The organism is Alcanivorax sp., assembly GCF_051117345.1.
Classification (GTDB): Bacteria; Pseudomonadota; Gammaproteobacteria; order Pseudomonadales; family Alcanivoracaceae; genus Alcanivorax.
Genome location: NZ_JBNPEC010000121.1, coordinates 1 through 17,344, shown reverse-complemented (window position 1 = coordinate 17,344; position 17,344 = coordinate 1). Strand labels below are relative to the sequence as shown.

Here is a 17,344-nt window from a genome sequence, read left to right as displayed (position 1 = left end):
CCCGCCTTGCCCTGGTTCACCCAGGGTCCGGGGCCTCGCATTACCCACATGCGAATCCTCGCCTCCCCGGTACTGGTCATCGCCTGCCCTTGCGTACGGGGCTGTGCCACGCCCATGTAAGTAAGGGTCGGCGTCGGCAAGGCCGCCGAGCACGGCATTCTGATTCGTGAAGGGGACGCCCTGCAGACCAGCAGCAAGCTGGACACCATTGTCCTAGACAAGACCGGCACCATCACAGAAGGCAAACCGGCGCTCACCGACATTCTCTGCGTCGAGGGTCAGCAGGAAGACCACCTGCTGCAACTGGCCGCCAGCCTGGAGAGCGGCTCCGAGCATCCGCTGGCCCGCGCCATTGTGGAAGCGGCAGAGCAGCGTGAGCTCACCCCCGACCGGGCAGACAATTTCCAGGCCCTCAACGGCAAGGGCGTCAGCGCCACCCTGAACGGCAAACCATACCGGCTCGGCAACCGACGCTGGCTGGAAAGCGAAGGGGTCACCATCAATCTGGACAGCGCCTCGCTCACCAAGCGTGGCGCCACCCCCCTGTTCCTGGCTGAGGGAAATACCCTGCTGGGAATCCTCGGCGTAGCCGACCGCATCAAGGACGATTCCAGGGACGCCATTGCCCGCCTGAAAGATCAGGGCCTCACCGTGGTGATGATTACCGGTGACATTCAGGCCAGCGCCGACGCCATCGCCAAACAGGTGGGCGTGGACCAGGTGATGGCGGAAGTGCTGCCCGAAGACAAGGCGAAAAAAGTGAAGGCGCTGCAGGATGAGGGCCGCATCGTAGCCATGGTCGGCGACGGCATCAACGATGCCCCGGCGTTGGCCCAGGCGCATGTGGGCTTTGCCATCGGCACCGGCACCGACGTGGCCATCGAATCCGCCGCCATCACCCTGATGGGCGGCTCCCTGCACGGTGTCGCCGATGCCATGGCGATCTCCTCGGCCACGGTACGCAACATCAAACAGAACCTGTTCGGCGCCTTTATCTACAACAGCCTGGGTGTGCCGGTGGCTGCCGGGGTGCTCTACCCCCTCACCGGCAGCCTGCTCAACCCGGTGATTGCCGGCGCCGCCATGTCGCTCAGCTCGGTGACCGTGGTCAGCAATGCCAACCGATTGCGTTTATTCAAAACCCAGCGAGGCAAGCCATGACCCCGGAACAACTGGCCGCCCAGCTGCGCTGCCCCAGCGGCGATGACGGCGCTCAGGTCGCCGACAACATGAATCAGCATAACCAGCCGATCATCGCTGCCAGCTACCAGACGTTAGCGCCGTCCGCCGGTGACCATATCGTGGAAGTTGGCCCCGGCACAGCAGGCCATCTACCGGGCCTGCTGACCATGGCTGACGATCTGCGCTACACCGGGCTGGATCTGTCAGCGGATATGGTGGCCCAGGCTCAGCAACATCATGGTCATCTCGAACAGGTGCGTTTCGTGGCAGGCGATCTGCATGATCCGCCACTGCCCGAAGGCAGTGCGGACCATCTGGTCGCCATCAATGTGGTTTACTTCTGGAACCCGCTGCTGCCAGCGTTAAACGCCATTCGCAAACTGCTGCGCCCTGGCGGCCAGCTCTGCCTGGGCCTGCGCGACAGAAACAGCATGGCCACCCTGCCGGTATTCCAGCACGGCTTTGTCACCTATGAAGGGCCGGACCTGCAACAGGCGTTGGCCACAGCGGGATTTGTGGACGTACAACAGCTGGTGGTTCCGGAACAGAGCATCAACGTTATGGGCCAGGTCATGCACAAGACCGGCCTGGTCATCACCGCCCGCAACCCGGAGGTCCTACCATGACACTGCTGATCAATCTTGCCGGCCTGCTACTGATGGTGGGGATCGTCTGGTGGTTCTGGCTGTCCAAATCCACAACACAGAGCCAGGAGGTCAGCGACCAGGGCACGACCATTGTGGTCGCCGACGGCGTCTACAATCCGGCCACCCTGCGCGCCAAGGCCGGCGAGACGCTAACCCTGCATTTCGACCGACAGGATCCTTCTCCCTGCGCCGAGCAGGTGGTGTTTCACGGGCTCGACGTGAGCGAATTTCTGGAAACGGGTACCATCACCACCGTGACCCTTAACAACCCGCCCGCCGGCGAATACCGTTTCACCTGCCAGATGCAGATGTATCAGGGCAGATTGATTGTCAGCTGACACTGGTAGACCCAACGCGACATGCCACTCGCATGAAAGAGGAAACATGATGAAAGTATTTTCGGCACTTCTGCTGGCGTTTCTGGTAACCGCCTGTGGCGATGACGGCCCGCCCCAGCCTGAAGCAACCAATGCAGACCCGACTGCCGTTGAAGAAGCAAAAACCGCCAGCACCGGCCAAGTGCTGGAAGTGTACAAATCGCCCACCTGTGGCTGCTGTGGCGCCTGGGTAGATCACATGAAAGACAATGGCTACCAGGTGGTCGTCCACGAACAGCAGAACCTGCAGTCCATCAAGGAAAAAGCCGGCATCCTCCCCGGACAGGGCTCCTGTCATACCGCCTTTATCGGTGATTACGTGATTGAAGGCCATGTGCCTGCCAGTGATGTGGATCGCCTGCTCGCCGAACGCCCCGATGGCAAAGGACTGACCGTTCCCGGCATGCCGGTCGGTTCCCCCGGCATGGAAATGGGTGATCGCGTGGATGCCTATGACGTGCTGCTGTTCGATGAAAACGGCACCGAAGTCTTCAGTCACCATCCCGGGAATCAATAAGCTTCAAGCTGCTAGCTACGAGCTTCTAGTCGCGAGCAAGGCTCTTCGCTGCTTTCAGGCCTTGCCCGCGATTTGAGGTTTAGTGCCAACTGAGTTCTTTATTCTTTTCTCGTAGCTAGCAGCTAGTTCCTCGAAGCTTGCCCCTCTCTTCATGCTGTCATCTGCTGCAAGTAACGTTGTCGCTTTGATTTTAACGAGACCCTGAATGCTTCCTCTCCACGACTGGCTACTGCTGGCCAGCGTCTGCGCCCTGGGTGCCATGGCGCCGGGCATCAGCCTGGTGGTGATCACCCGCCACACCCTTCATGGCGGAGCCCGTGCCGGGGCCATCGCCGGCATTACCCATGCCCTGGGTGTTGGCATCTGGGCCACTGCTACCGTTACCGGGCTGGCGGTCCTCTTTCACCGCTACCCGTCCCTGGAGCTGACATTCAGCCTGACTGGTGCCCTGTTCCTGCTGTGGATGGCCTGGAAAAGCTGGCAGGCCGGCAAGCAGCCGTTGGCACCCGCAGATGCCGACAGCCAATTCAACGTGCTACACGGCGCCGCCCGGGACGGGTTTCTGGTGGCGTTTCTGAATCCGAAAGTGGCGCTGTTTTTCCTGGCCCTGTTCAGCCAGTTCCTGCAGGTAGACATGGCCCAGGCCGCCCGCATCCAGATGGTGCTGACCTCCATGTTCATTGACGGCGGCTGGTATGTGCTGGTGGCCGTGCTGCTCGGCCGCAGCCGTTTCCTGCCCTGGCTGCGCGAACATCATCACTGGGTGGAAAAAGGCACCGCCATATTGCTGGTGGTGATCGCCGCCAGTGTGGTGTGGCAGGCGGCGTGATGCCTGCATCGCGAAGAAGGAACTCCACCGCCAACCCCCTTCGCGATGCAAGCATCGCTTCCCACACGTTTTCGTCCAGCACTGCACATCACCGGCATCCCCCTTTGACCTTGGGGTAGCCCCGAGGTTAATAATGGTTCCATGAAACGATACCTGCGCGCCCATCACCGGTCGTTACTGGCCGGCCTGCTCGCCACCCTGATGCTGGTGGTGACGAGCAGTTTGTCTGCGCAGGTTTCCGTCAGTCATCTGGATACGGCTCCCCAAACCCACTGCCATCACCATGCCGACATGGCACAGGATGACCAAAGCGACAGCCAGCATTGCCCCCAGGATGACGGCTGCCAGTGCCTGACCCTGTGCCAGATCAATGCCACCACCGCCGCCCTGTTCAGCGGCCAGGCGGAGATCCCCGATCCCCCCTGGCATCCCGGGCTGGAGACCAGCCTTCACGAGGGCGTCCACCACCTGCCGTTACGGCCACCGTCCCTGACTGTTTGAGCTCACTGTTCTACTCAAACAATCAGGAGAAAAACCATGAAAACCGCAAACCCGTTTTCCCTGCCGCGACGTCGTTTCGTGCAGGGCCTGGCGCTGGGCGCCACCGGCCTGAGTCTGGGGCTGACACCCGGGCAGTTGCTGGCCCGCCAGGGCCATACCGGTGCCCCTACCCTCAGGGGTGACACCTTCCACCTGACCCTGGGCGGCGCCGACGTGAACATCACCGGCAAGATCCGACCGGCTACCACCATCAACGGCATCGTCCCCGGCCCCACCCTGCGCTGGCGAGAAGGCGATACCGTCACCCTCAAGGTCACCAACCTGTTGCCGCAAACCAGCTCCATCCACTGGCACGGCCTGCTGCTGCCGTTCGAGATGGACGGCGTGCCAGGCCTGTCATTCGATGGCATCAAACCGGGAGAAACCTTCACCTATCGCTTTCCGGTCAAGCAGAGCGGCACCTACTGGTATCACAGCCATTCCGGTTTTCAGGAACAGACCGGCCTGTACGGCTCCATCATCATTGACCCGAAAACCCCGGAGCCGCACCCGGTGGACCGGGACCAGGTCATCGTGTTGTCAGACTGGAGTGACGAGGACCCGAACCACATCTTCGCCACCCTGAAAAAGCTCAGCCACTACTACAATTTCAACGAACGCACTGTGTTCGACACCCTGCGCGATTTCCGCGACAAGGGCGTGATCCAGACCCTCAAGGATCGCCACATGTGGAACACCATGCGCATGAGCGACCGGGACCTGGCCGACGTGACCGGCTATACCTACACCTACCTGATGAACGGCCAAAGCCCCAACGGCAACTGGACCTGCCAGTTCAATCCGGGTGAACACCTCCGCCTGCGCTTTATCAACGCCAGCGCCATGACCTTCTTCGATATCCGCATTCCCGGCCTGGACATGACCGTGATTGCAATGGATGGCCAGCCGGTCAAGCCGGTGCCTTTCCACGAGGTGCGTCTGGGGGTGGCAGAAACCCTGGATGTGATCGTCGAACCCAAAGCGGACCAGGCCTATACCCTGTTTGCCCAGAGCATCGACCGCAGCGGCTTTGCCCGTGGCACCCTGACACCGAACCCTTCGATGTCAGCGCCGGTGCCGGACATGGATCCGCCACCGTTGCTGGGCCATACCGAAATGGGCATGGGCGCCATGCAGAATGGCGACAGCCATGAAGGCATGGATCATGGGCAGATGGACCACAACATGGCAGGCATGAAGCACAGCGATCACGGCAACGCCGTACCCTTCGCGGTAGACAGCAACAACCCGGACCTGCCCCCGCGAAACAACGCCACCGACCATGCCGCCACGGAATACGGCCCCGGCGTGGACATGCGCGCCATGGCCCCGGGCGAGATGCTCGCCGATCCGGGTATCGGCCTGCGCAACCGGGACTGGAAAGTGCTCACCTATGCGGACCTGGAAACCGCTGGCGGGCCACCGGACAGCCTGCAGCCAGAACGGGAAATTGTGCTGCACCTGACCGGCAACATGAGCCGCTACATGTGGAGCTTCAACGGCATTCGGTTTGCGGATTCCGTTCCCCTGGAGCTGTACCACAACGAGCGCGTGCGCATCACCCTGGTCAACGACACCATGATGACCCACCCCATCCACCTGCATGGCCTGTGGAGCGACCTGGAGGTGGGCAATGGCAAGCTGCTCCGCAAGCACACCGTCACCGTGAAGCCCGGCGAGAAACTCAGCTACCTGGTACGCGCCGATACGCTGGGCCGCTGGGCCTATCACTGCCACCTGCTCTATCACATGGACGCGGGCATGTTCCGGGAAGTGCGCGTGGTCGACGCGCCAGCGGATGGCAGCCACGCACACCATGGCGCTCACGGGGAGGACGCATGATGAAAGCATCGACCTTTCTGCTCAGCACCGTGACAGCCATGACCATCACCACACCGGCCTGGTCCATGAGCGAACACCCGCCCCGCTTCAGCAAAGTACTGGTGGACCAGCTTGAGCTGCGTGACAGCGACGAAGGCTTGGTGCTGGGCTGGGATGCCAACGCCTGGTACGGCAGCGACCTGAACAAGCTGTACCTGTCCACGGAAGGCGAACAGCTGATGGACCCGGAACACCGCGACGAAGACGCCGGCACGGAAAGCGCGGAAACCCGGCTGGCCTGGAGTCATGCCTTCGCCCCCTACTGGGACTGGCAACTGGGCTGGCGTCGCGACTGGCAGCCCGACGATCCCAACCGGGACTGGGCAAGCATCGGGGTACAGGGCCTGACGCCCTACTGGTTCGAGGTTGATGCCCAGCTGTTTCTGGGCGAAGACGGCCTCAGCGAACTGCGTCTGGAAGCGGAATACGAGCTGATGCTGACCCAGCGTCTGGCGCTGGTGCCCGACGTGGAAGCCAGCTTTTACGGCAAGGACGATGACGAGCTGGGTATCGGCGACGGCTTTGTGGCCATCGAATCCGGCCTGCGGCTACGCTACGAAATCCGTCGGGAGCTGGCGCCCTACATCGGCGTACACTGGGAAAAGCAGTACGGCGACACCGCCGACAGAACCCGGGCAGCAGGTGGTGACCCGGAGGAAGCGTCATTGGTGGCAGGAATCCGCGTCTGGTTCTGAGCCGGGCGGCGTCATCAACGACGCCGCCTAATACGCTTTTCTTCTCCACGGGAGGCAACCATGAAAACCGTTCTACTGACTGTGCTTGGCGTGGTCCTGCTGGTCACAGCGGGAACCGCTGTGCTGATCGCGTCCGGCACCTATAACTTTGCCGCGGACAGCCCCCATTGGCGGCTCACCGAAGCCCTGATCGGCGCCGCCAGGCACCGCTCCATCGACCAACGTGCCAGCCGGATTACGGTGCCGGATGACCTGGACACCCCACAACGTATCCGCAATGGGGCCAAGCACTATCAACCCATGTGTGTCGGCTGCCATCTGGCCCCGGGCATGGAGGATACCGAGCTACGTGCAGGCCTCTACCCGCAACCTCCGGTGCTAAACGAGCATGGCATCCACGACCCGGCCAGCGCCTTCTGGACCATTAAGCATGGCATCAAGATGAGCGGCATGCCGGCCTGGGGCGCCAGCCATGACGATCAATCCCTTTGGGACCTGGTGGCTTTACTGAAAGCCATGCCGGACATGACAGAAACCGAATGGCAAAATCTCAGCGGACCGGAAACGGAAGGCGCAGGGAAGACGGGTCATGGTCATGACCATGACCATTAAATCCGACCGTAGAGCAGGTGAAACGGCGGGAGTCGAGTAGCGAGTTAAGAAAGGCGAAAACCAAAGCGCGGGTTTAGGGTTTTCGTAACTCGCTACTCGTCACTGGATGCCGGCAACGATCAGCCAGAGCTGTTATCGTATTCCTCGTTTTCCAGCGTCCGCAATTCCCGGTTGTTCTGAATCTGGATATCCAGATCCCGCAGACGGCCATCGCCGATACCGTAAATCCAGCCGTGCACCGTCAGTGGCTGATCGCGGCGCCAGGCTTCCTGGACTACGGTAGTGTTGGACACATTGATCACCTGACGGGCCACGTTCAGTTCGCACATGCGATCCAGTTGGGCCTTTTCATCCGGCAGCTTGACCAGGTGCTTGCGGTTGCGCAGATACAGTTCGCGCACCTGCCGCAGCCAGTTGTCGATCAGACCATGGGGCACATCTTCCATGGACGCCTTTACCCCACCGCAGCCGTAATGGCCCACCACCATGATGTGCTTCACTTTCAACACATCTACCGCAAATTGCAGCACCGACAGCAAGTTCAGGTCGGTGTGGTTCACCAGGTTGGCCACATTGCGATGCACAAACAGCTCACCGGGCATCAGCCCCACCACCTCATTGGCCGGTACGCGGGAATCCGCACAGCCGATCCACAGATACTGGGGGCTCTGCTGCTCGCCCAGCGCTTTGAAGAAGCCGGGATGCTCCTTCTCGATGTCGTGACGCCACTGCTCGTTGTTGGTAAAGAGTTCAGGAAGGGATTTCATGGTCTCTCGCTTGTTTACGCATTCACGCTACACGCAGCATGCTTGCACGCTACACACTAAAGCCTTTATGGAGCGTCCCCTCTCCCTTGAGGGGGGACGAAGGCGGTGACTAACCACCGGTCATATTCATGAACCGTACCAGTTGCTCGCCCGGAGCCAGATTGAAGTCGTGCCGCTCCGGTTTGATCGCCATGGCATCGATGATTGCCTGACGCAGGGGAGCGTCATCCGTGGGGTGCGCCCGCAGCACTGCCCGCAGGTCCACGCTGTGCTCGTGGCCCAGGCACAGAAGCATACGGCCCTCGGCGGTAATTCGCACCCGATTACACAAATGGCAAAAATTTTGTGAGTGGGGCGAGATAAACCCGATGCGGCTGTCACTGCCCGGCACCTGCCAGTAGCGGGACGGCCCGCCGGTTTTTTCCGTCATGGGCACCAGGGTAAAGCGCTCGGAGAGCTGCTCCCGTAACGCCTCGGAGGAAACGAACTCCAGCGCCCGGTCATGTTCGCTGATGGCTCCCAGGGGCATTTCCTCGATAAAGGAAATATCCAGCCCCCGCGCCAGGGCGAAATCCACCAGCGCCGGCACCTCATCCTGATTGCGTCCGCGCAGGATCACGCTGTTCAGCTTGATACGGCGGAAGCCGGCCCGACGGGCCGCATCGATCCCCGCCAGCACCTTGTGCAAATCGCCGGTGCGCGTGAGGGCACGAAACCGCTGCGGGTCCAGGGAATCCAGGCTGATATTGAGCCGATCCAGCCCGCCGGCCTTCAGTTCACCGGCAAAACGGCCCAGCCCGGCGCCATTGGTGGTCATATTCAGTTCATCCAGACCCGGAAGCGCACCAAGATTGCGCACCAGATGCGCCACATCACGGCGCACCAACGGCTCGCCACCGGTCAGGCGGATCCGCTTCACCCCCAGCGACACCAGCACCCGCCCCAGCCGCGCCATCTCCTCCAGAGTCAGCACCTGGGCCCGGGGCACAAAGGTCATATCCTCCGCCATGCAGTACACACAGCGGAAATCGCAGCGGTCCGTCACCGACAGGCGCACATAGTCGATGGTGCGCCCGAAGCGGTCCTGCAGTAGCGGATTGTCAGTTAAAGTGTCAGCGGCCATGCCGGTACTGTAGCAAATGCGGGGCCAAGCCGGGGGCCGGTGCTCACTCCGGCATCAATCCACCCGGTTTCGCCCTGCTGTCGACCCCTTCGCGGCCCCTCACCCCCGATTTGTTACCCCACGCCCGTCGGCCCGAACTGGCTCCGGTTGGTCAGGCCCTTGCCGGTCTTGTTAGAATGTTCGCCGACCTGAATGCGGGGCGCTGCCGGACCATGAAACACCTTGTCCGCCATGCCTCTTATTCCGAATTCATCTACCCCTAAAGGGTTTCCATGCAAATTTCAGAAAATTCCGTAGTGTCCATCCACTACACGCTCACTAACAAAGCCGGCGAGACCATTGATTCTTCTATCGAGCGTGGCGAGCCCCTGGCCTACCTGCACGGCGCGGGCAACATCATCCCCGGCCTGGAAAATGCCCTGGTGGGCAAGGCCGCCGGCGACAAGCTGGACGTCACCGTCACCCCGGAAGAAGGCTACGGCGAGCGTCACGAGCAGCTGATCCAGCAGGTCCCGAAAACCGCCTTCGAAGGCAACGAAGAAAATCTGCAGCCGGGCATGCAGTTCCAGGCTCAGACTGAAGCCGGTCCGCGCATCTTCACCATCACCGCTGTGGAAGGTGAGGAAGTGACCGTTGATGGCAACCACCCGCTGGCAGGTGAAACCCTGAACTTCGCCGTGGAAGTCACCGAGGTGCGTGAAGCCTCCGACGAAGAGAAAGAACACGGCCACGTACACGGCCCTGAAGGTCACGACCACTAAGGTCTGCCCCTTCCGCAAAAAAGGCGCCTCTGGCGCCTTTTTTATTGCCCCCTGAAACGCCCGTCAAAACCTGCCTGACAGTGAAAGCAAGGTGAAACCAGCCCCGTTTTCTGCCTTCATTTTTATCAAAATGACAGCTAGCCCCGGCTTACTTCAGCTTCTTGTTGTGGATTGTGCACAATTTTGTAAAGCCATATTGAATGTATACTCAGCGGCCAAATAGGATCGATGCTCTTTGGTATTTCTGTGTTTTACGGGAGAGCGTCATGCGCTACATAACGATACTAATTCTTTCTGCTTTGCTTTCGAGTATTTCCCTTTCCGCTCATGCGCTGGAAAAACGAAAATTCTGTGTTTTCGATATCATCGGCGCCAACGGCGACATCTATAACATCATGAAGGACTACAAGACCGCCGCTGTTGAATGGGGCGTGGATGTGGAGCTGAAACCCTTCACCGATGAAAAGATCGCCGCCGAAGACCTGAAAGCCGGGCAGTGTGATGCAGCGGTTCTTACCGGCATTCGTGGCCGTCAGTTCAATAGCTTCACCGGTAGCATGGATTCCATCGGTGCCATCCCCAGCTATGAAGCCATGAAAACGGTCATTTCCGTCATTGCCAGCAACACGCCATCCATCAACAAACAGATGGTTTCCGGCCCCTATGAAGTGGGTGGTGTGGTTCCCATGGGCGCCGCCTTTCTTTTTCTGAAAGATCAGGAACTGGATACTGTTGAAGAACTGTCGGGCAAATCCATTGCGGTACTTGAATATGACAGCGCCCAGGCAAGCATGGCATCCCGGGTGGGCATGTCACCAGTGATGTCAGACATCACTAACTTTTCCACCCGCTTCAATAACGGTTCTGTGGATATCTGTTTTGCGCCGATTATGGGTTTTTCTGCTCTCGAGCTATACAAGGGCATGGCCCCAGATGGCGGCATTCTGGATTACACCCTCGGCCAGCTCAGTGCCCAGATCATCCTCAAGAAAGACAAATTTCCGGCAGATTATGCCCAGCAGTCCCGGGAATTCATGTATGGCCAATTTGACCGGGCCATGCGCCTGATTGATAACGCCAGCAACGAAGTCGATGACAAGTGGTGGATCCGGATCCCGGATGCGGACAAGCTGCGCTACGACGAGATGATGCGTGAAGCGCGAGTCTCCCTGACTCAAGACGGCGTCTACGACAAGTCCATGATGGGCCTGCTGAGAAAGGTTCGCTGCAAGCTGGAACCGACACGGGCCGAATGCGTCAACCCCATGGAATAATCTCACTCGGGCCGGGACTCTCCCGGCCCTGTCTTTAGGGACAACCTCACAGAACGGATAGCAGTCTCTCTGTATCCAGGTGTCCTTCGATCATATCCGCCAGTCGGTCCAGATCCTTCTGTCGGTGGTCATCGTAATCCACCGCCCGATCACCGCGAAGTCCTGCCCATTGCAGTATCCCGTTACAGGCCCCGGCACTGTCGAACAGGCCGTGCAGGTAACAGCCCATGACCTGACCATCGTCGCTGATGGCGCCCTCGTTGCGTTCCCCCAATTGCAGCATGGGCCGTAACAACGCTGGCCCTTCACTAACGCCATTGTGAATCTCATAGCCATGAATGGCGGCATCAGCAGGCAGAAAAACCCCCTGCACATTGCGCAACTGCTTGCCGGCAATCAGGCGGGTACTCATGGCCAACCAGCCAAGACCAGGACTGCTGCCCGCATCGCTTTCCAGCCCGTCAGGATCATCGATCCGTTCACCCAGCATCTGGAAGCCCCCACAGATACCCAGCACCTTGCCGCCGTAACGCAGGTGTTTTTCAATCTGCGTATCCCAACCCTGCTCACGCAGAAAAGCCAGATCTGCACGGGTCGCCTTGCTGCCGGGGAGAATCACCAGGTCGGCCGCCGGCCAGGTCTCGCCCATTTTCACAAACCGAAGGTCGACGCCGGGGTGCAGGCGCAAGGGGTCAAAATCATTGTGATTGCTCATGCGTGGCAATAACGGCACCACCACCTTGATCGCATCACCGTCATGATCACCTTGCTCGGCTACGGCGTCTTCCGCATCCAGAGTCAGGCCGTGCAGGTAGGGGAGCACACCGAATACCGGTTTGCCGGTGCGCGCTTCCAGCCAGTCCAAACCACCCTGCAATAAAGACAGATCACCCCGAAAACGGTTGATCACAAAACCCAGGGTTCGCTGCTGCTCCGTTTCGGAAAGAAGATCCAGCGTACCGGTGAGATGGGCGAACACCCCACCGCGATCAATATCCGCCACCAGAATCACCGGGCAATCCACCATTTCGGCAAAGCCCATATTGGCAATATCGTTGTAACGCAGATTGATTTCCGCCGGGCTGCCAGCGCCTTCGGCGATAATTACATCATAACGGGAAGACAAATCCTGCCAGGCCGCCAGCACCGCCTCACGAGCAGTATTCTTGTAGGCGTGATAATCCAGCGCCTGCATATTGCCCAACACCTGGCCACGGATAATAACCTGGGCGCCCATGTCGCTCTGCGGCTTGAGCAACACCGGGTTCATATCACTGTGCGACTCAATCCCGCAGGCCAACGCCTGCAACGCCGTAGAACGACCAATCTCCCCACCGTCCACGGTCACCGCACTATTCAACGCCATATTCTGCGGCTTGAACGGCGCCACCGAATACCCGCGCCGAGAAAACCACCGACACAAGGCGGCCACAACCGTGCTTTTCCCGGCGTCAGACGTGCACCCCTGAACCATCAGTGTTATCGAAGAACGACCAGCCATCGCGTTGTTTTCGCTATTAACTATTCACTGTTAACTATTAACTAAAGCTCCACGCCCTTCTGCGCCTTTACCCCCAGGTCCTTGAACGCATGCTTCACCACCTTCATCTCGGTAACAGTATCGGCCAGCTCGATCAGTTCCTTTGGTGCATAGCGACCGGTGACAATGGCATGCTGCATGGCGGGGCGGTTTTGCAGATCGTCGAGAACGGTATCCAGATCCAGATACTCGTAACGCAACGCAATGTTCAGTTCATCCAGCAACACCATGTGGTAGCTGTCGTCCTGCAACATGTTTTTTGCGATATCCCAGGCGGCACTGGCGGCAGCCACATCCTTTTCCCGGTCCTGGGTGTCCCAGGTATAACCCTCGCCCATGACGTGATAATCCACGTTGGGCAGGTCACGAAAAAAGGCTTCCTCGCCGGTACTGAACGCGCCCTTGATAAACTGCACCACACCCACTTTCATGCCATGCCCCAGGGCCCGGGCCAGCATACCGAACCCGGAACTGCTCTTGCCCTTGCCGGGACCGGTAAGCACCAGCAGGATGCCCTGATCCTTATCGGCATTGGCAATGCGCTCACGCATGATTTCCTGTTTCTTTGCCATCCGCCAGGCATGACGCTCAGGACTCTTCGGGTCGGGTTTCATACTGTTTCCCATTTTCGTTTTTGGTTCTTTTCTTTACGCTTTTGACTTTCGCTATTCACTATTCACTGTTAACTGTTAACTACTCTCACCCCGGCACAAACACCGGCACACCATTGATCTTCCCCACACTGAGCTTCTGGTCATACAGCCGCTCCAGCGCCTCCGGCACCAGCATGGTCTCGGCCGGGCCGAAACACAGTTCACCATCGGGATAGAGCAACAGCAGATGATCACACCAGCGGGCGGCCAGATTCAGATCATGCAGGCACATGAACACCGCCGCGCCCTGCTCCGCCTGGCGATGCAACAGCGCCATCACCGCCACCTGATGATGCAGATCCAGATGATTGGTGGGCTCGTCTGCCAGCCAGATGGCCGGCTGCTGGGTCAGCGCCGTGGCGATAGCCACCCGCTGGCGCTCGCCACCGGACAAGGTACTGACCAGCCGATCACTGAGCAGACTCAGGGACAGGGCATCCATGGCCTGATTGGCCAGACGAAGATCGTTGGCCGTTTCCCGCTGCCAGGGCGACAGAAAAGGATGACGACCGATCAGCACGGTTTCCTGAACCGTGGCCGGGAAACTGTCCTGGCGTTCCTGAAACACCACCGCCAGTTTTTGCGCCAGTTGCCGGCGACGCAGCTGAGTCAGGCAGTCGCCATCCAGCAACACCTGACCACTGCGCGGTGGCCGCAGCCCCGCCAGGGTATGCAGCAGGGTGGACTTGCCCGCGCCGTTGGGACCCAGCACCCCCCAGCGCTGGCCCGGCAGAATCCGCGCGGAAAAGGGTTGGCCTGCCGAACGACCGGGAATATCGACCACCAGATTGCTGGCTTCGAGAATCGCCATCACCGACTCCGATACAGCAGAAACAGAAAGGTGGGGACCCCGAGCAGGGCGGTGATCACGACTACCGGCCACTGATCCGGGGCCATTAGGGTAAGCGACAGGGTGTCAGCAATAGTGAGTAGAGGGCCTCCCGCCATGACACTGGCCGGCAGAATGATGCGCTGGTCGTTGCCCAGCACCAGTCGCAACATGTGCGGCACGATCAAGCCCACGAAGCCCACACTGCCGGCGGTGGTCACCGCCACCGCCGTGAGCAGGCTGGCCAGCCCATAGACCAGCCAGGCCAGTGGTTTCACCGCCACCCCCAGGGCTGCCGCCTGTAATGGCCCCCGGGCCAGCACATTGAGGCTGCGCCCCAGCGGCAGCGTCACTATCAGCACCGGAATCAATACCAGCCAGGCCAGCCATGGCGAGCGGGCGTAACTCAGGTCGCCCATCAGCCAGTAGAGCATGCCGGGCAAGCGATCCGCCGGACTCAGCGACAACATGAAGGTAATCACTGCCCCCCAGCCGGCGGCGATGACCACGCCGGTCAGCAGCAAGCGGGTAGGGGTCCAGCTGCCCCGCCCCTGGGCCAGGCCGAATACCAGCAGCGTCGACAGTAAGGCACCGGCGAAGGCGGAACCGGACACCATTGCCGTACCCAGCCCCAGCAACATGGACGCCAGCGCACCCACCGCCGCACCGCCGGAAATACCCAACACATAGGGATCCGCCAGCGGGTTGCGCAACAGCACCTGCATCAGGGCGCCGGCCAAGGCCAGCAGGCCACCGGTGGCAAACGCCGCCAGGGCACGCGGCAATCGCAGGGAAAACACCAGTTCCCCGAACAGCGGATCTCCCCTGCCGGCAACCGCCATCCACAACTCCGTGAGGGTCATGGAGACACTGCCCACGGTGACTGCCACCAACAATGCCAGCACGCCCAGTGCCGCCAGCATCAGCAGGGAAGAAACGGATCGGGCACTAATCACGGGAATCACGAGCGCGCACGGTGTCGAGGTGGCTGCACAGGGTGCGGGTACCGGCCAGCATCTGTGGCGTGGGCCGCTGCAGGGTGGACGGCGCCACAAAGAACAGGTTGTCGTGCTTCACTGCACGCAGGGAAGAGAACTGCTTCCAGGGCTCCAGCCACGAAGGATCATCCTCGCCCATGCCACCGGCGATGATCACCTCCGGGTCCTTGGCCAGCACCGCTTCACGGCTGATTTTTGGCGCCAGCGCTGCCAGCTCACCGAAGACGTTGACGCCACCACAGATCTGGATCGCCTCGCTGATCAGGTGCTCGTTATTGACGGTCATCAGCGGCTCTTTCCAGACCTGGTAGAACACCGTTACCGGCGCCGCCTCCGCATAGCGCTGGCGCAGGGAATCCATACCGCTGCGCAGGGCATCGGCCGCGCCCTGCCCCACCGCTTCGGTGCCGGCCAGCACCGCAAGGCGTTCCAGGGTGGTGCTGATATCCTCGAAGCGTCGCGGTTCGCTGTGATACACCGGCACGCCCATGGCCTGCAGGCGCTCCACCTGCTCCATGGGATTACCACTGCGCCAGGCGATGATCAGATCCGGCTTCAGCGCCAACACTGCCTCCAGATCCAGCCGCTTGTAGCTGCCCACCCGCGGCAGCTTTTTCGCCGCTGGCGGATAGTCACTGAAGCTCACCGCCCCCACCACCTTTTCGCCGGCACCGGCAGCGAACAGCAACTCGGTGGCACCGGGGGACAGGGCAATGATGCGGTTGGCCGGCTGCTCCAGGCAGACCTGCCGATCCGCATCGTCGGTGACACAGACCTGTGCCCGGGCCAGCCCGCTCCCGACACACAGCATGGCTGCCAACAGGGGAAGACAAAGCGATAACAGACGGGCTGGGGGCATGGCGGACTCCGTGTTTCAGTTACTGCACATCGTAACGCAGGCTTACCATTACGGAACGCCCGGCGTTGAGATAGTTCCAGCCGCTGAAGTTCTTCGCGGTGGCATAGTCCTTGTCGAGCACGTTTTTCAGCGTCAGGCGGGTGGACCAGTTCGGCGCGAACTGCCAGCCGGCACGCAGATCCAGCAGCCCGAACCCGGACAGGCGCTGGGTATTGTCCGCATCGTTGTAGCGATGCCCCTGGAAACTGGCGGTGCCACCCAGAGTCACGTCACCGATCCGGCGATCCACATCCACCCGGCCCAGTCGCTGGGCACGACGGGCAATCACGGTGTCATTCTCACGATCTTCCGGTTTCAGGGCCGAGAAGGCCACCCGCACCTGCCACTGCTGCCAGTCCATGCCCAGGGCCAGTTCCGCCCCTTCGATGCTGGCCTTGTTCACATTGAACGAGGAGCCCTTGCTGGCATCGTAGGCGATCAGATCGTCAATATTGGTGCGGTAGACCGCCGCATCCCAGAACCAGTGCTGATACTGGCCGCGCACACCCAGCTCACCGGTTTCCGAGGACTCCGGTTTCAGGTTCGGGTTGCTGAAATAGAACGGCGGGGAATCCGGGAAATAGAGGTCGTTGAAGGTGGGCGCCTTGAAGGCTGTGCCGTAGCTCACCCGTACCCGGTGAGCCGTGTCCAGCTTGTAGCCCAGTGCTGCCGCACCGGTGACCTTACTGCCGTAGGCATCGTTATCGTCATGGCGCAGGCTACCTTGCACATCCAGCGGACCGAAGTTCAATAGCGCCTGACCAAACGCGGCCTTGTTGTCCCGGTCAGTCACGTCGTACTCGTTGCTGCTGGTGATCTCGTCACGCTGGTATTCGCCACCCAGCACAAACTGATGGGCTCCGGCCGCGAACACATTCTGCCAGTTGGCCGTACGGGTGCGGGTATCGAAGACGCCGTTGCTGACGTTATTGGCGAAGTCTTCGCTTTCGTCCTTGGCCTGGCTGATCAGCACCTTGGTCTGCCAGCCATCCGTGAGCATCACCTCGCCTTTCAGACCTGCCACTTCCAGCGCGTAATCGATATTTCTGTCGTCTGCTGGGGTGCTGCCTTCGAATTCGGTATTGCCCTGAGTATGAAAACCAAACACGCCGATTTCGCCGCGATCGCCGAAACGATGGCTGAGCTTGGCAATGCCGGCGGTGTTGTCGTAGCCACGCTCTTCACTGTCTTCGCGCAGCTCGATGCCATTGGTGCGGAAAC

19 protein-coding genes are annotated in these 17,344 nt (G+C 60.4%); 11 read left to right on the top strand and 8 right to left on the bottom strand.

Annotated elements, in window-relative coordinates:
• Positions 1–156 precede the first annotated feature (156 nt).
• The 9 genes from ACFE0K_RS08115 (at position 157) to ACFE0K_RS08075 (ending at position 7,280) form a co-directional block, all read left to right on the top strand.
• Positions 157–1,161 (top strand): heavy metal translocating P-type ATPase, encoded by a 1,005-nt coding sequence (locus ACFE0K_RS08115; protein ID WP_434535585.1) that lies wholly within the window; start codon positions 157–159, stop codon positions 1,159–1,161.
• Positions 1,158–1,808, top strand: coding sequence for a class I SAM-dependent methyltransferase (locus ACFE0K_RS08110; RefSeq protein ID WP_434535583.1), 651 nt, complete (start codon positions 1,158–1,160; stop codon positions 1,806–1,808). The genes ACFE0K_RS08115 and ACFE0K_RS08110 overlap by 4 nt, the downstream gene beginning before the upstream one ends.
• Positions 1,805–2,167, top strand: coding sequence for a cupredoxin domain-containing protein (locus ACFE0K_RS08105; protein WP_434535582.1), 363 nt, complete (start codon positions 1,805–1,807; stop codon positions 2,165–2,167). Before ACFE0K_RS08110 ends, ACFE0K_RS08105 begins: the two co-directional genes overlap by 4 nt.
• Positions 2,168–2,213: 46 nt before the next feature.
• Positions 2,214–2,723 carry a DUF411 domain-containing protein gene (locus ACFE0K_RS08100; RefSeq protein WP_434535581.1) on the top strand — a complete coding sequence of 170 codons (510 nt, stop codon included), beginning with the start codon at positions 2,214–2,216 and terminating at the stop codon, positions 2,721–2,723.
• A 205-nt stretch (positions 2,724–2,928) separates the two neighbouring features.
• Positions 2,929–3,552 (top strand): LysE family translocator, encoded by a 624-nt coding sequence (locus tag ACFE0K_RS08095; protein WP_434535580.1) that lies wholly within the window; start codon positions 2,929–2,931, stop codon positions 3,550–3,552.
• A gap of 141 nt (positions 3,553–3,693) precedes the next feature.
• Entirely contained in the window at positions 3,694–4,053 is a 360-nt protein-coding gene (locus ACFE0K_RS08090; RefSeq protein WP_434535579.1) for a hypothetical protein, read from the top strand.
• A gap of 36 nt (positions 4,054–4,089) precedes the next feature.
• Positions 4,090–5,934: a copper resistance system multicopper oxidase gene (locus ACFE0K_RS08085; protein ID WP_434535578.1), complete on the top strand. Its 1,845-nt coding sequence runs from the start codon at positions 4,090–4,092 to the stop codon at positions 5,932–5,934.
• Positions 5,931–6,668, top strand: coding sequence for a copper resistance protein B (locus ACFE0K_RS08080; protein ID WP_434535577.1), 738 nt, complete (start codon positions 5,931–5,933; stop codon positions 6,666–6,668). The genes ACFE0K_RS08085 and ACFE0K_RS08080 overlap by 4 nt, the downstream gene beginning before the upstream one ends.
• A gap of 60 nt (positions 6,669–6,728) precedes the next feature.
• Complete coding sequence (locus tag ACFE0K_RS08075; RefSeq protein ID WP_434535576.1) at positions 6,729–7,280, top strand: c-type cytochrome; 552 nt, start codon at positions 6,729–6,731, stop codon at positions 7,278–7,280.
• 119 nt (positions 7,281–7,399) lie between these two features.
• On the opposite strand, the gene can is transcribed toward ACFE0K_RS08075, so the two are convergent.
• Together can and moaA are read right to left on the bottom strand one after the other, a co-directional pair.
• A complete protein-coding gene (can, locus tag ACFE0K_RS08070) occupies positions 7,400–8,047 on the bottom strand; it encodes a carbonate dehydratase (RefSeq protein WP_434535575.1) in 648 nt (215 codons plus the stop codon).
• A gap of 109 nt (positions 8,048–8,156) precedes the next feature.
• Positions 8,157–9,170 (bottom strand): GTP 3',8-cyclase MoaA, encoded by a 1,014-nt coding sequence (moaA, locus tag ACFE0K_RS08065; protein WP_434535574.1) that lies wholly within the window; start codon positions 9,168–9,170, stop codon positions 8,157–8,159.
• Positions 9,171–9,442: 272 nt separating this feature from the next.
• On the opposite strand from moaA, the gene ACFE0K_RS08060 reads away from it, so the two are divergent.
• Entirely contained in the window at positions 9,443–9,931 is a 489-nt protein-coding gene (locus tag ACFE0K_RS08060) for an FKBP-type peptidyl-prolyl cis-trans isomerase (RefSeq protein ID WP_297765071.1), read from the top strand.
• Between the two features lie 266 nt (positions 9,932–10,197).
• Positions 10,198–11,205 (top strand): putative solute-binding protein, encoded by a 1,008-nt coding sequence (locus tag ACFE0K_RS08055; protein WP_434535573.1) that lies wholly within the window; start codon positions 10,198–10,200, stop codon positions 11,203–11,205.
• A 46-nt stretch (positions 11,206–11,251) separates the two neighbouring features.
• Here the strand turns inward: ACFE0K_RS08055 and ACFE0K_RS08050 are convergent, their stop codons facing one another.
• From ACFE0K_RS08050 to ACFE0K_RS08025, 6 genes are all read right to left on the bottom strand, one after another.
• Positions 11,252–12,679 carry a cobyric acid synthase gene (locus ACFE0K_RS08050; RefSeq protein ID WP_434535572.1) on the bottom strand — a complete coding sequence of 476 codons (1,428 nt, stop codon included), beginning with the start codon at positions 12,677–12,679 and terminating at the stop codon, positions 11,252–11,254.
• Between the two features lie 68 nt (positions 12,680–12,747).
• A complete protein-coding gene (cobO, locus tag ACFE0K_RS08045) occupies positions 12,748–13,359 on the bottom strand; it encodes a cob(I)yrinic acid a,c-diamide adenosyltransferase (RefSeq protein WP_434535571.1) in 612 nt (203 codons plus the stop codon).
• A gap of 85 nt (positions 13,360–13,444) precedes the next feature.
• Positions 13,445–14,209: an ABC transporter ATP-binding protein gene (locus ACFE0K_RS08040; protein WP_434535570.1), complete on the bottom strand. Its 765-nt coding sequence runs from the start codon at positions 14,207–14,209 to the stop codon at positions 13,445–13,447.
• Positions 14,209–15,150 carry a FecCD family ABC transporter permease gene (locus ACFE0K_RS08035; protein ID WP_434535584.1) on the bottom strand — a complete coding sequence of 314 codons (942 nt, stop codon included), beginning with the start codon at positions 15,148–15,150 and terminating at the stop codon, positions 14,209–14,211. Before ACFE0K_RS08035 ends, ACFE0K_RS08040 begins: the two co-directional genes overlap by 1 nt.
• A gap of 25 nt (positions 15,151–15,175) precedes the next feature.
• Positions 15,176–16,084 carry a cobalamin-binding protein gene (locus ACFE0K_RS08030; RefSeq protein WP_434535569.1) on the bottom strand — a complete coding sequence of 303 codons (909 nt, stop codon included), beginning with the start codon at positions 16,082–16,084 and terminating at the stop codon, positions 15,176–15,178.
• Between the two features lie 19 nt (positions 16,085–16,103).
• A partial coding sequence (locus ACFE0K_RS08025; protein WP_434535568.1) for a TonB-dependent receptor domain-containing protein occupies positions 16,104–17,344 on the bottom strand: 1,241 nt, incomplete at its 5' end.

Bases quoted from the DNA above. Each gene is read 5' to 3' on its own strand.
- ACFE0K_RS08110 (WP_434535583.1), top strand. From the start codon at position 1,158: ATGACCCCGGAACAACTGGCCGCCCAGCTGCGCTGCCCCAGCGGCGAT.
- ACFE0K_RS08105 (WP_434535582.1), top strand. From the start codon at position 1,805: ATGACACTGCTGATCAATCTTGCCGGCCTGCTACTGATGGTGGGGATC.
- ACFE0K_RS08100 (WP_434535581.1), top strand. From the start codon at position 2,214: ATGATGAAAGTATTTTCGGCACTTCTGCTGGCGTTTCTGGTAACCGCC.
- ACFE0K_RS08095 (WP_434535580.1), top strand. From the start codon at position 2,929: ATGCTTCCTCTCCACGACTGGCTACTGCTGGCCAGCGTCTGCGCCCTG.
- ACFE0K_RS08090 (WP_434535579.1), top strand. From the start codon at position 3,694: ATGAAACGATACCTGCGCGCCCATCACCGGTCGTTACTGGCCGGCCTG.
- ACFE0K_RS08085 (WP_434535578.1), top strand. From the start codon at position 4,090: ATGAAAACCGCAAACCCGTTTTCCCTGCCGCGACGTCGTTTCGTGCAG.
- ACFE0K_RS08080 (WP_434535577.1), top strand. From the start codon at position 5,931: ATGATGAAAGCATCGACCTTTCTGCTCAGCACCGTGACAGCCATGACC.
- ACFE0K_RS08075 (WP_434535576.1), top strand. From the start codon at position 6,729: ATGAAAACCGTTCTACTGACTGTGCTTGGCGTGGTCCTGCTGGTCACA.
- can (WP_434535575.1), bottom strand. From the start codon at position 8,047: ATGAAATCCCTTCCTGAACTCTTTACCAACAACGAGCAGTGGCGTCAC.
- moaA (WP_434535574.1), bottom strand. From the start codon at position 9,170: ATGGCCGCTGACACTTTAACTGACAATCCGCTACTGCAGGACCGCTTC.
- ACFE0K_RS08060 (WP_297765071.1), top strand. From the start codon at position 9,443: ATGCAAATTTCAGAAAATTCCGTAGTGTCCATCCACTACACGCTCACT.
- ACFE0K_RS08055 (WP_434535573.1), top strand. From the start codon at position 10,198: ATGCGCTACATAACGATACTAATTCTTTCTGCTTTGCTTTCGAGTATT.
- ACFE0K_RS08050 (WP_434535572.1), bottom strand. From the start codon at position 12,679: ATGGTTCAGGGGTGCACGTCTGACGCCGGGAAAAGCACGGTTGTGGCC.
- cobO (WP_434535571.1), bottom strand. From the start codon at position 13,359: ATGAAACCCGACCCGAAGAGTCCTGAGCGTCATGCCTGGCGGATGGCA.
- ACFE0K_RS08040 (WP_434535570.1), bottom strand. From the start codon at position 14,209: ATGGCGATTCTCGAAGCCAGCAATCTGGTGGTCGATATTCCCGGTCGT.
- ACFE0K_RS08035 (WP_434535584.1), bottom strand. From the start codon at position 15,150: ATGCTGGCGGCACTGGGCGTGCTGGCATTGTTGGTGGCAGTCACCGTG.
- ACFE0K_RS08030 (WP_434535569.1), bottom strand. From the start codon at position 16,084: ATGCCCCCAGCCCGTCTGTTATCGCTTTGTCTTCCCCTGTTGGCAGCC.